Source organism: Providencia rettgeri, assembly GCF_001874625.1.
In the GTDB taxonomy this organism is placed as follows: domain Bacteria; phylum Pseudomonadota; class Gammaproteobacteria; order Enterobacterales; family Enterobacteriaceae; genus Providencia; species Providencia huashanensis.
This window is the reverse complement of record NZ_CP017671.1, coordinates 3,281,948-3,294,694: the sequence shown is the minus strand read 5'-3', so window position 1 is coordinate 3,294,694 and position 12,747 is coordinate 3,281,948. Positions and strand designations below refer to the sequence as shown.

At 44.1% G+C, this 12,747-nt stretch carries 10 protein-coding genes and 1 pseudogene; all 11 read left to right on the top strand.

What is annotated here, in order from left to right:
* The first annotated feature begins 34 nt into the window (after window positions 1-34).
* The 11 genes and pseudogenes from cra (at window position 35) to murG (ending at window position 12,740) form a co-directional block, all read left to right on the top strand.
* Window positions 35-1,045 carry a catabolite repressor/activator gene (cra, locus tag RB151_RS15175; protein ID WP_042845417.1) on the top strand — a complete coding sequence of 337 codons (1,011 nt, stop codon included), beginning with the start codon at window positions 35-37 and terminating at the stop codon, window positions 1,043-1,045.
* A gap of 697 nt (window positions 1,046-1,742) precedes the next feature.
* Window positions 1,743-2,201, top strand: coding sequence for a division/cell wall cluster transcriptional repressor MraZ (gene mraZ / locus RB151_RS15170; RefSeq protein ID WP_042845126.1), 459 nt, complete (start codon window positions 1,743-1,745; stop codon window positions 2,199-2,201).
* Window positions 2,202-2,203: 2 nt separating this feature from the next.
* On the top strand, window positions 2,204-3,157 hold the full coding sequence (rsmH, locus tag RB151_RS15165; protein WP_042845125.1) for a 16S rRNA (cytosine(1402)-N(4))-methyltransferase RsmH: 954 nt from the start codon (window positions 2,204-2,206) through the stop codon (window positions 3,155-3,157).
* On the top strand, window positions 3,157-3,477 hold the full coding sequence (gene ftsL / locus RB151_RS15160) for a cell division protein FtsL (protein ID WP_048607944.1): 321 nt from the start codon (window positions 3,157-3,159) through the stop codon (window positions 3,475-3,477). The genes rsmH and ftsL overlap by 1 nt, the downstream gene beginning before the upstream one ends.
* A gap of 11 nt (window positions 3,478-3,488) precedes the next feature.
* Window positions 3,489-5,255 carry a peptidoglycan glycosyltransferase FtsI gene (gene ftsI / locus RB151_RS15155; protein ID WP_042845122.1) on the top strand — a complete coding sequence of 589 codons (1,767 nt, stop codon included), beginning with the start codon at window positions 3,489-3,491 and terminating at the stop codon, window positions 5,253-5,255.
* Window positions 5,242-6,729, top strand: coding sequence for a UDP-N-acetylmuramoyl-L-alanyl-D-glutamate--2,6-diaminopimelate ligase (murE, locus tag RB151_RS15150; RefSeq protein WP_048607943.1), 1,488 nt, complete (start codon window positions 5,242-5,244; stop codon window positions 6,727-6,729). Before ftsI ends, murE begins: the two co-directional genes overlap by 14 nt.
* Entirely contained in the window at window positions 6,726-8,090 is a 1,365-nt protein-coding gene (murF, locus tag RB151_RS15145; RefSeq protein WP_048607942.1) for a UDP-N-acetylmuramoyl-tripeptide--D-alanyl-D-alanine ligase, read from the top strand. The genes murE and murF overlap by 4 nt, the downstream gene beginning before the upstream one ends.
* Window positions 8,084-9,166, top strand: coding sequence for a phospho-N-acetylmuramoyl-pentapeptide-transferase (gene mraY, locus RB151_RS15140; protein ID WP_042845119.1), 1,083 nt, complete (start codon window positions 8,084-8,086; stop codon window positions 9,164-9,166). Before murF ends, mraY begins: the two co-directional genes overlap by 7 nt.
* A 1-nt stretch (window position 9,167) precedes the next feature.
* Entirely contained in the window at window positions 9,168-10,478 is a 1,311-nt protein-coding gene (gene murD / locus RB151_RS15135) for a UDP-N-acetylmuramoyl-L-alanine--D-glutamate ligase (RefSeq protein ID WP_071548284.1), read from the top strand.
* On the top strand, window positions 10,478-11,671 hold the full coding sequence (ftsW, locus tag RB151_RS15130) for a cell division protein FtsW (RefSeq protein ID WP_042845117.1): 1,194 nt from the start codon (window positions 10,478-10,480) through the stop codon (window positions 11,669-11,671). The genes murD and ftsW overlap by 1 nt, the downstream gene beginning before the upstream one ends.
* Window positions 11,668-12,740, top strand: a pseudogene (gene murG / locus RB151_RS15125) (undecaprenyldiphospho-muramoylpentapeptide beta-N-acetylglucosaminyltransferase). Before ftsW ends, murG begins: the two are co-directional and overlap by 4 nt.
* The last annotated feature ends 7 nt before the right edge of the window (window positions 12,741-12,747 follow it).

Below are 12,747 nucleotides of genomic sequence, written 5' to 3'. Positions count from 1 at the left end.
TCGGAGCTATTCCCAAAATTGTAAAGAGGTTAACGTGAAACTGGATGAGATAGCCCGTCTAGCGGGTGTTTCCCGCACAACGGCTAGTTATGTGATCAACGGCAAGGCCAAGCAGTATCGAGTCAGCGATAAAACTGTAGAAAAAGTGATGGCAGTCGTCAGAGAGCACAATTACCATCCAAATGCAGTCGCGGCGGGTTTACGTGCAGGTCGTACCCGTTCTATAGGGTTAGTGATCCCTGATCTGGAAAATACCAGCTATACCCGTATAGCGAACTACCTTGAAAGGCAGGCACGCCAGCGTGGTTACCAATTACTCATTGCGTGCTCAGAAGACCAACCAGACAACGAAATCCGCTGCGTTGAACACCTTCTGCAACGGCAAGTTGATGCCATTATTGTTTCAACGGCATTACCCCCAGAGCACCCGTTTTACCAGCGCTGGGCAAACCGTTCTTTACCTATTATTGCACTCGATAGAGCCCTTGAAAAAGAGCACTTTATTAGCGTAGTAGGGGATGACCAAGAAGATGCTTTCATGATTTCAGCAGAATTGCGTAAGTTTAAAGCTGAATCGGTATTGTATTTAGGGGCATTACCTGAGTTATCTGTCAGCTATTTGCGTGAGCAAGGTTTTCGTAAAGCATGGAACGAAGACCCTCGCCAAGTTGATTATTTATATGCAAATAGCTATGAACGGGATTCAGCAGCGGAAGTTTTTGCCCACTGGCTTGATAGTGGTAATGAAATGCCTGATGCGTTGTTCACGACGTCATTCTCCTTGCTACAAGGGGTACTTGATATTGCGCTTAAACGCAGCGGTCGTTTACCGGAACACATGGTCATTGCCACCTTTGGTGATAACGAACTGTTAGATTTTCTGGGGTGCCCTGTGCTTTCCCTAGCTCAGCGTCATAGAGACATAGCAGAACGTATCTTAGAGTTGGTATTAGCCAGCCTAGATGAAAAACAAAAACCGGAACCGGGTGTCACCCGTATTCGTCGTGATTTATGTCGTCGTGGAAGTTTAGGTCGTAAGCAATAATTACTCGCTTTAACTTTAGCCGAACAGTTAATTATTTATGCGATAATGAGTGATGTTAATCACAAAAATGAGTAAGATAACGGCCCCTACACAGTAGGGGCTTTTTTTTATATGCAAAAATAGGTAAATATTTAACTTTGGGAATTATCTTAAAATATTTATTAACCATTTAACAGTGAAAGCTAAATTAGCGGATTAGAGTGAGAATTCGAGTCTGACTGTTTTATAAAAAATTAGTTTGTAAATCTTCTATTAATTAATACTGTTTATTAAAACAGTTATTTATTGGGTTGAAATATAATGGTTTTATTTTTTTACAGGGGTGTTTTTGCTGTGATTATATATTAGTGGTTGTTTTAAGACCAAGTAAACCCAAAAAATTGGTGAGAGATGCACGGATTAAAAATAAAACATAGGTCAGACTTATAACAAATTGTTTGATTTTTAGTCAAATTATCATAATTTAGTTTATTTAGACTGTGTTCTATAAAATATGTCAATTATATCAATCTGTTATTTCTTATTTTCTTTCCCAGTAAGATTTTACCCGCCATTATTTTTTCTGAATTGTTCTGTAAATAAAGCTAAAGCTCAATCTGACTGGCTTGACAAGGTTTTCATACCATTCGTAAACTTTATATGTGGTGAATTGTGGGGTAAAGTGGGTGGCTTGGAAATAAAAGGGGTTTAATCGGGTATGTTTCGTGGGGCAACACTGGTTAATCTCGACAGCAAAGGGCGTTTAACCGTGCCTACTCGTTATCGAGGAATGCTGAACGAGGAATCAAAAGGGCAAATGGTTTGTACCATTGACCTTCACCAGCCATGCCTGCTGCTTTATACCTTACCCGAATGGGAGATCATCGAAGAAAAACTTTCTCGGTTATCGACCATGAACATTGCAGAACGGCGCGTACAAAGGCTTTTGCTTGGCCATGCAAGTGAATGCCAAATGGACAATGCGGGGCGTCTTTTGTTAGCCAGTACATTGCGTCAACACGCAGGGCTAACCAAAGAGGTCATGTTGGTTGGCCAGATTAATAAATTTGAACTTTGGGATGAACAAACTTGGTATCAGCAAGTGGATGACGATATTGCCGCTGAACGCCTTACCAATGAACCACTTTCAGCCCGCTTACAGGATTTGTCACTATAACAATGACGCAACAGCAATTTAAGCACGTAACAGTATTATTGGATGAAGCCGTTAATGGCTTAAATATTCAGCCTAATGGGGTATACATCGACGGCACATTTGGTCGCGGTGGGCACTCCCGTCTGGTTTTAAGCCAACTGGGTGAACATGGTCGATTGATAGCCATTGACCGTGACCCAGAAGCCATAAAAGCAGCACAAAGTATTGATGACCCTCGTTTTATGATTAAACATGGGCCGTTTTCTGATATAGCAGCCTACGTAGAAGAAGAAGGTTTAGTGGGTAAAGTTGATGGGGTCTTGTTGGATTTAGGTGTTTCTTCGCCGCAATTAGATGACCCAGAAAGGGGGTTTTCCTTCATGCGTGATGGGCCATTAGACATGAGAATGGACCCAACGAAAGGCCAGTCAGCACAACAATGGCTGATGAACGCTGAGGCAGATGACATTGCTTGGGTACTTAAAACATTTGGTGAAGAGCGTTTTGCTAAGCGTATCGCAAGGGCGATCGTTGAACGTAATCACAATCCAGAAGAAGAGCCATTAACTCGTACGCGGCACCTTGCTGAATTAATTGCCAAAGTTAGTCCAATGAAAGACCGACATAAGCACCCAGCAACCCGCAGTTTTCAAGCGATTCGTATTTATATCAATAGCGAATTGGAAGAAATTGAACAGGCATTAGAGGGGGCGATGAATGTACTTGCTCCAAATGGGCGTTTATCTGTAATTAGTTTCCACTCTTTGGAAGATAGGCTAGTTAAACGATTCATTCGCAAAAATAGCAAAGGGCCTACTGTACCTGCGGGGATACCCCTCACGGAGAGTCAAATAAAGGAACTCGGTGCTGCGAAATTGCGCGACTTAGGGAAAATGAAGCCTTCAGATAGGGAAATAAACGAAAATCCACGCGCACGTAGCTCTGTGCTGCGTTTTGCAGAAAAGGCGGGGCAATAATGGTTCCTGAAAGGCACAGCCTAGCACGCGTGATTGGGCGCGATTTATTCCGTTATGGCGTTGTTCCTTTGATTTTATTAGCTGCAATTATTGTTAGTGCAATATTTGTGGTGACCACGGCACATGAGACACGTTTGTTAACTGCTGCGAAAGACAGGCTCTACGAAGAGAAAGACTCGCTAGATATTGAATGGCGCAATCTGATCCTTGAGGAAAATGCATTAGCGAGCCATAGCCGGATAGAACGTTTGTCTATTGATAAATTACAGATGGTACAAGTTGAACCATCACAAGAAAAAATTATTGTTTCTAAACAATAAAAAGGTCCCTAATGAAAGCACCGAAAACAGCGAAAAATAAGAAACAAGATGAAAGCACCAGCTTTATCCGCTGGCGTTTTATTTTGCTGTGTGGATGCATTGTCTTAGCGTTAGCTGGTTTATTGGCGCGTGTGGCTTATCTACAAATTATAGCGCCAGAAAAACTGGTAAAAGAAGGCGACATGCGCTCTTTGCGTGTGCAAGAAGTGGCAACCTCAAGAGGAATGATTAGTGACCGAGAAGGGCGCCAACTCGCCGTCAGTGTGCCTGTTAATGCAATTTGGGTTGACCCAAAAGAAGTGTTTGAAAAAGGGGGGATCAGCAATGATGAGCACTGGAAAGCACTCGCTGATGCACTTGAGATACCACTGGAACAAATTACCAACAAAATATCGGCCAATCCAAGAGGCCGTTTTGTGTATTTAGCGCGCCAAGTTAATCCATCTATCGGTGATTACGTTAAAAAATTAAAAATCCCAGGGATCTATTTACGTAAAGAATCCCGCCGCTATTACCCATCAGGCCCAGTTACCGCGCATTTGCTTGGTGTGACAAATATTGATGGTGAAGGGATTGAAGGGGTCGAAAAAAGCTTTGACCGTTGGTTAAAAGGGGCGCCGGGTGAGCGTACCGTGCGTAAAGACCGTAATGGACGCGTTATCGAAACTATCTCATCGGTTGATAGCCAAGCAGCTCATAACTTAACGTTGAGTATTGATGAGCGAATTCAGTCTATTGTATACCGTGAGTTAACTCGTGGTGTTCAACAAAATAAAGCCGAATCTGGTGTGGCAATTTTAGTGGATGTGCATACAGGGGAAATCTTAGCGATGGCTAACAGCCCATCCTACAACCCTAATAACCTTGCTGGTACACCAATGGATGCAATGCGTAATCGTGCTATTACCGATATTTTTGAACCGGGTTCGACCGTGAAACCAATGGTCGTCATGAGCGCGTTGCATAATAAAATTATTAAAGAAAACTCAGTGATAAATACTTATCCATATCGTGTTGGCGGTCATGAAATTAAAGACGTTGGGCGTTATGCAGAGTTAACAATCACTGGGATTTTACAGAAGTCGAGTAACGTTGGTGTTTCTAAACTGGCGTTAGCGATGCCTGCCACAGAGCTGGTGGATGTGTATAACCGCTTTGGGTTTGGCAAGCCGACTAATCTGGGGTTAGTCGGGGAAAGTAGTGGCATATTCCCAAGTAAAAAAACACGGTGGTCTGATCTTGAAAGGGCCACCTTTTCTTTTGGCTACGGGCAAATGGTAACTCCGTTACAGCTTGCGCGGGCCTATGCAACAATCGGTAGTTTTGGTATTTATCGCCCATTATCTATCACAAAGGTAGACCCTCCTGTTCCAGGGACTCGTGTATTTCCCGAGCCGATTATGCGAACAGTGGTTCATATGATGGAAAGCGTCGCTTTACCAGGCGGTGGTGGTGCAAGTGCAGCCATTAAAGGCTATCGCATTGCAATCAAAACAGGGACCGCGAAAAAAGTCGGTCCTGAAGGGCGTTACGTCGAAAAATATCTAGCCTACGCCGCTGGCGTTGCGCCAGCCAGTAATCCGCGTTATGCATTGGTGGTGTTAATTAACGAACCAAGTGCAGGCAAATATTATGGTGGTGCGGTATCTGCACCTATATTTGGTTCAATTATGGGCGGGGTCTTACGACTCATGAATATTGAACCTGATGCATTACAACCGAACGAACAAAACGAAATTGTGAATAGCAAAAAAGAGGTTAAAAGTGGCAGATCGTAATCTTTGTGATCTTCTCTCACCTTTTGGTGTGAGCATAGCTCCAGTCTCACTACGTGAGATGACACTAGACAGTCGAAAGGCTGCCTCGGGCGATCTGTTCATTGCTATAAAAGGTCATCAATCGGATGGTCGACACTATATTCCTCAAGCAATTGCTCAAGGAGTTTCCGCTGTTATTGCTGAGGCACAGGGAGAAGCGGCAGAAGGCGAAGTGCGTTTTATCCACGGCGTACCTGTTATTTATCTGCATGACCTTAATAATCGCTTGTCGGCACTTGCTGGTGAGTTTTACCAACATCCATCAACAAAAATGAAATTAGTTGGTGTTACTGGGACAAACGGTAAAACGACGACAACACAATTAATTGCGCAGTGGGCAAAAGGCTTAGGTGAAACCAGTGCCGTAATGGGAACTGTGGGTAATGGGCTATTAGGGCAGGTTACGCCAAGTGAAAACACCACTGGCTCAGCAGTTGATATCCAGCTTGAACTTACACAATTATTAAATAAAAAAGCGAGTTTAACTGCGATGGAAGTATCTTCACATGGCTTAATTCAAGGCCGTGTGGCTGCATTACAATTTGATGCGGCAGTATTTACCAACTTAAGCCGTGATCACCTTGATTATCATGGTGATATGGAAAATTACGAAGCCGCAAAATGGTTATTATTTTCTACTCATAATACAAAATCGCAAATCATTAATGCAGATGATGATGTCGGGTTGAAATGGTTACAGCGTTTACCTCAGGCCTGTGCGGTAACGATGGAAAATCGAATACCTAATGGTTGGCAGGGCCCATGGTTAGCTGCGACAGAGGTGGAATACCATGATAAAGGCGCGACGATCCACTTTGCTTCCTCGTGGGGGAATGGGGTGTTCGAAAGCCCATTAATGGGGGCTTTTAATGTCAGTAACTTATTAGTGGCGATGGCAACTTTATTAATGATGGATTACCCATTGGGCGAACTGATGGCGACAACATCCTCATTATCGCCAGTGTGTGGTCGCATGGAAGTATTTAGTGCACCTAACAAACCGACAGTGGTGGTTGATTATGCCCATACACCTGATGCCTTAGAAAAAGCATTAGCTGCGGCTCGTTTACACTGTAAAGGGCAACTCTGGTGCGTGTTTGGCTGTGGCGGCGACCGTGATAAAGGCAAGCGCCCACTAATGGGGGCTGCGGCGGAAGAATGGGCTGATAAAATAGTCATTACAGATGATAACCCTCGTAGTGAAGACCCAATTGACATTATTAATGACATTATGGCGGGTTTGTTAGATTCAAGCCGAGCATTAGCTATCCCTGGCCGTCCAGAGGCGGTGACCAGTACAATTTTGCAAGCCTCACCAGATGATGTGATTGTGATCGCGGGTAAAGGCCATGAAGACTACCAAATTATCGGCCAGCGAAAATTGGATTATTCAGACCGCTTAACGGTCGCAAGGTTATTGGGGGTAATCGCATGATCCCACTAACACTTGCACAATTAGCACAAATTACAGCTGGGCAGATTGAATGCACGGCAGATAACCAATTACAGCTAACCGCAGTGAGTACGGATAGCCGGAAAATTCCAGAAAACGGCTTGTTTATTGCTTTAAAAGGTGAGCGTTTCGATGCCCATGATTTTGCACAGCAGGTGGTTGAGGCGGGTGCAAAAGCCTTATTGGTAGCACGTAAACTGAATGTGGATTGCCCACAAGTCATCGTGAAAGATACTCGGATTGCTATGGGGCAACTGGCTGCGTGGGTACGTCAACAAAGCCGAGCGAAAGTTGTTGGCTTAACGGGCTCTTCTGGCAAGACGTCGGTGAAAGAAATGGTGGCGTCAATTTTGTCAGAGCGGGGCAAAACACTATATACCGCGGGTAATTTGAATAATGATATTGGTGTTCCGTTAACGTTATTTCGCTTGACTGACGAATACGATTTTGCCGTCATAGAAATGGGGGCCAATCACCCCAATGAGATTGCTTATACGACGAATATAGTGAAGCCTGAAGCGGCACTAGTGAATAATTTATTTGGGGCGCATTTAGCAGGTTTTGGTTCACCTGAAGGGGTTGCTAAGGCCAAAGGTGAAATTTATCAAGGTGTGGCAGAAGAAGGCACTGCGATTGTTAATCTTGATAGCTACAGTGATAAATGGCGGTTTCAGCCACGCCAGACGGTTTGGTATTATTCATTAGCGCCAGAAGCTAACGTGGATTTTTACCCTTCAGATATTCAAGTTAAGCAACTGACAACGGATTTTGTTTTACACACACCAGTGGGGCGTGCTGATATCACATTGCCACTTCCGGGGATGCATAATATTGCGAATGTCCTTGCTGCGAGTGCATTAGCCATTTCAGTGGGGGCTAGCCTTGAAAACATTAAAAATGGCTTGGCGAAAACTCAAGCTGTACCGGGGCGCTTATACCCTGTCAGTTTAGCTGAGCATAAAGTGGTTTTCGATGATACCTATAATGCAAATGATGGCTCAATGATTGCTGCTATTAATGTGCTAGCACAAATGCCGGGATATCGCATTCTGGTTGTCGGCGATATGGGCGAGCTAGGCGATTACGCTCACGATTGTCACCAACGTGTTGGTATCGCAGCTAAGCAAGCAGGTTTAGAAAAAGTATTAAGTGTTGGTGAACTGAGTGAGCTGATCAGCCAATTAAGTGAGTGCGGTGAACACTTCACCACCAAAACAGATTTATTGTCCCGACTAATTCCGCTAGCACAGCAGAATGATGTTGTTTCCATTTTAGTTAAAGGTTCACGCAGCTCCGCGATGGAAGATGTAGTGAATGCATTAAAGGAGTGCTTTGAATGTTAGTCTGGCTTGCCGAAATGTTGGTCCACAAGTTTTCCGTGTTGAACGTCTTTTCTTATTTGACGTTCAGAGCCATTGTCGGTTTGCTGACAGCACTCGCTATTGCTTTATGGATGGGTCCACATCTAATTACTTACTTGCAAAAAATGCAAATTGGTCAAGTCGTTCGTAGTGAAGGGCCTGAGTCACACTTTAGTAAACGCGGCACGCCAACCATGGGCGGCTTATTGATTTTATTCTCAATTACAGTTTCAACACTGTTATGGGCTCGCTTAGATAATCCGTATGTTTGGTGTGTATTACTGGTGTTAGTCGGCTACGGTATTGTTGGCTTTGTTGATGATTACCGCAAAGTGGTTCGTAAAGATACGCGGGGGTTAATCGCGCGTTGGAAATATTTCTGGCAATCCGTTATCGCATTAGTCGTTGCATTTTCAATGTACGCGATTGGTAAAGACACACCAGCAACACTGTTGGTTGTTCCATTCTTTAAAGATGTTATGCCGCAACTGGGTGTGCTGTATATTTTATTGACTTACTTTGTGATTGTCGGGACTAGCAACGCGGTTAACTTAACGGATGGCCTAGATGGCTTAGCGATTATGCCGACTGTTTTCGTTGCAGCTGGGTTTGCTTTAGTGGCATGGGCGACAGGTAACGTCAACTTTGCAGGTTATTTGCATATTCCATTTTTACCTCATGCAGGTGAATTGGTGATTGTGTGTACCGCCATTGTTGGCGCTGGCTTGGGCTTCTTGTGGTTTAACACCTATCCAGCACAAGTCTTTATGGGCGATGTTGGCTCATTAGCGCTTGGTGGTGCACTCGGTACCATTGCGGTGCTACTACGCCAAGAGTTTTTATTAGTGATTATGGGTGGTGTGTTTGTGGTTGAAACACTGTCGGTGATCTTACAAGTTGGTTCGTTTAAATTACGCGGTCAACGTATTTTCCGCATGGCACCAATTCACCACCATTATGAATTGAAAGGCTGGCCAGAGCCACGAGTGATCGTGCGCTTTTGGATTATTTCGTTAATGTTAGTCCTGATCGGGCTAGCAACCTTGAAGGTGCGTTAACATGGTCGATTATCAGGGTAAGAATGTAGTTATTATAGGTCTTGGGGTAACAGGCCTATCCTGCGTTCATTTTTTCATTGAGCGTGGCGTTGTGCCGCGTGTGATGGATACCCGAACCGTACCGCCCGGTGTTGATAAACTTCCTGTAAATGTGGCGTGCCATAGCGGTAGTTTGAATAACTCATGGCTACAAGAAGCGGATTTAATTGTTGCAAGCCCTGGTATTGCTTTAGCAACACCGCAATTGCAGCAAGCTGCACAAAACGGCATCGAAATTGTGGGTGACATTGAACTCTTTTGCCGTGAAGCCGATGCTCCGATAGTGGCTATTACGGGGTCGAATGGTAAAAGTACGGTTACCTCACTTGTGGGTGAAATGGCAAAAGCCGCCGGGATTTCAGTCGGCGTTGGTGGCAATATAGGTATTCCTGCACTTTCATTACTGAATGCAGGGCATGCTCTCTATGTTTTAGAGCTATCAAGCTTTCAACTGGAAACGACATCCAGTTTAAAAGCGGCTGCTGCAACGGTATTGAATATTAGTGAAGACCATATGGATCGCTATCCATTGGGGCTAGTGCAGTATCGCGCAGCAAAATTGAAAATTTATCATCAAGCTGAAAACTGCATTGTGAATGGGCAAGATGCGCTGACATTACCCGAAAACCTAACACAAGATGAATGCATCAGTTTTGGTTTAAATAACGGTGATTATTTCTTTGATACCCAAAAACGTGTGTTAGTGGCTAAAGGTGAGCAACTGTTGGATGTTAACGAGATGCATCTGACCGGCCAACATAATTACCTCAATGCGTTAGCCGCATTAGCCTTGGCAGATGCAGTTAATATTCCTCGTAAAGCGAGTGTACAAGTCTTGAAAGAATATGCAGGGCTGGCACACCGTTTTGAATTGGTCCTATTTAAACATGGTGTTCGTTGGATTAACGACTCTAAAGCAACTAATGTTGGTAGTACAGAAGCGGCGCTGAATGGGTTACATGTTGAAGGCACTTTGTATTTATTATTAGGTGGCGATGGTAAGTCTGCTGATTTTTCATCACTCAAACCTTATATTGCTGCGGATAACTACCGTTTGTATTGTTTTGGTCGCGATGGTGAAACATTGGCGGCGCTGGCGCCGGAAAAATCAGTATTGACAGAAACCATGGAGCAAAGCTTACGCCAAATTGCACCAAATTTAAAAGCCGGTGATATGGTGTTGTTATCTCCTGCCTGTGCAAGTTTGGATCAATTTAAAAGTTTTGAGCAGCGCGGTGCTGTCTTTGCTCAATTAGCCGAGGAGTTAGGTTAATGACAATACCGGGTGCATTGCGTATCAAAAACTGGGTCATTGGTGAAAGAAATGGCGTGATTTCAGGCTCAACGCTTTACGACCGTACATTAGTATGGTTGGCATTCGGTCTTGCTGCGGTTGGTTTCATTATGGTGACATCCGCGTCGATGCCCGTAGGGCAACGTTTAACGGAAGACCCATTCTATTTTGCTAAACGTGATGTTGTGTATATCGTCATTGCATTTATTTTAGCGCTAGGTGTAATGCGTATTCCGATGGCGGTTTGGGAAAAATACAACTTTATATTACTGATGGCATCATTAGCCATGCTAGTTGTAGTACTTGTCGCAGGCAGCTCGGTTAATGGTGCATCACGCTGGATAGATATCGGGTTGGTAAAAATCCAGCCTGCGGAGCTCTCAAAATTTACATTATTTTGCTATGTATCTAGTTATTTAGTTCGTAAATCAGATGAGGTACGTACACGCTTCCTCGGTTTTATCAAACCAATGTGTATTTTGGTCGTTATGGCCTCTTTACTGTTATTACAGCCTGATTTAGGAACCGTCATTGTTTTAGTGGTCACGACACTTGGTTTATTGTTTTTAGCTGGGGCAAGGCTCGCACCATTTATTATTGGGATCGCTGCTTGTGCAGTTGGGGTATTAGCATTGATTTGGTTTGAACCATATCGTTTGCGACGTGTTACCTCTTTCTTAAACCCATGGGATGACCCGTTTGGTAGTGGTTATCAGTTAACGCAATCCTTGATGGCTTTTGGTCGTGGGGAAATGTTTGGTCAGGGGTTAGGTAATTCAGTACAAAAATTGGAATATTTGCCCGAAGCGCATACGGATTTTATTTTTTCAGTTTTAGCCGAAGAGCTGGGTTATTTAGGCGTGGTACTGGTTCTGCTAATGGTATTTATGTTGGCATTCAGGGCGATGATGATTGGTCGCCGCGCATTAATGTCAAATCAACTGTTTGGTGGTTATTTAGCGTGCTCAATTGGGATTTGGTTTACTTTCCAAGCACTTGTCAACGTCGGTGCGGCATCCGGTATGCTGCCAACGAAAGGGTTAACATTACCATTAATTAGTTATGGTGGTTCAAGTTTACTGGTTATGGCTGCTGCGATAGCAATATTATTACGAATTGATTTTGAAACACGTCTTGAAAAAGCACAGGCGTTTGTAAGGAGCGTTAAATGAGTCAGGCAAAAAAACTACTCGTCATGGCCGGTGGAACAGGGGACATGTTTTTCCTGGTCTAGCTGTGGCGCATTATTTGCAGGCTCAGGGCTGGGAAATTCGTTGGTTAGGCACCGCCGATCGTATGGAAGCTACATTAGTACCTAAACATGGCATTGATATCGAGTTTATTCAGATATCGGGTTTAAGGGGAAAAGGGATTGCGGCATTGGTCGGTGCACCTTGGCGGATTTACAAAGCGATCCGTCAAGCTAAGGCCATTATTAAACAGTATCAACCCGATGCAGTCTTAGGGATGGGGGGCTATGTCTCCGGTCCGGGTGGAATTGCAGCATGGCAGTGTGGGGTTCCGGTTGTTTTGCACGAACAAAATGGCATCGCTGGTTTAACGAATAAATGGTTATCTCGAATAGCTAAGCGTGTATTACAAGCTTTTCCGGGGGCATTTCCAAATGCACCTGTGGTTGGCAACCCCGTCCGTGAAGATGTTTTAGCTTTACCGGCCCCACAAATCCGTTTGGCGGGTAGAGATGGCGCAATACGTGTATTGGTTATCGGTGGTAGCCAAGGGGCGCGAATTTTAAACCAAGTTATGCCTTTAGTGGCTGAAAAAACAAGCAAGCAGTTAAATATTTGGCATCAGGCTGGAAAAGGTAGTAAAGGTTCTACTGAAGCATTGTATAATGAACACCTGCAAGTTTCGGGTAATTCCGAGTATAAAGTTACTGAATTTATTGACGATATGGCGCAAGCTTATGCTTGGGCAGATATTGTTGTTTGCCGCTCAGGTGCATTGACAGTAAGTGAAGTTGCAGCCGCAGGTTTACCTGCCATTTTTGTTCCTTTTCAGCATAAAGACCGCCAGCAATATTGGAATGCACTGCCGCTAGAAAAAGCAGGGGCCGCTAAAATATTAGAACAGCCGCAATTTACGGCTGATGCTGTGGCTAACCTACTTGAACAGTGGGATAGGGCAACGTTACTGTCGATGGCGCAAAAAGCCCATGATTGTGCAATAACTGATGCAACGGAACGCGTTGCTGCTGTTATTTGCGAAGTGGCTAAATAATTTTAGC

Bases quoted from the DNA above. Each gene is read 5' to 3' on its own strand.
- mraZ (WP_042845126.1), top strand. From the start codon at position 1,743: ATGTTTCGTGGGGCAACACTGGTTAATCTCGACAGCAAAGGGCGTTTA.
- rsmH (WP_042845125.1), top strand. From the start codon at position 2,204: ATGACGCAACAGCAATTTAAGCACGTAACAGTATTATTGGATGAAGCC.
- ftsL (WP_048607944.1), top strand. From the start codon at position 3,157: ATGGTTCCTGAAAGGCACAGCCTAGCACGCGTGATTGGGCGCGATTTA.
- ftsI (WP_042845122.1), top strand. From the start codon at position 3,489: ATGAAAGCACCGAAAACAGCGAAAAATAAGAAACAAGATGAAAGCACC.
- murF (WP_048607942.1), top strand. From the start codon at position 6,726: ATGATCCCACTAACACTTGCACAATTAGCACAAATTACAGCTGGGCAG.
- mraY (WP_042845119.1), top strand. From the start codon at position 8,084: ATGTTAGTCTGGCTTGCCGAAATGTTGGTCCACAAGTTTTCCGTGTTG.
- murD (WP_071548284.1), top strand. From the start codon at position 9,168: ATGGTCGATTATCAGGGTAAGAATGTAGTTATTATAGGTCTTGGGGTA.
- ftsW (WP_042845117.1), top strand. From the start codon at position 10,478: ATGACAATACCGGGTGCATTGCGTATCAAAAACTGGGTCATTGGTGAA.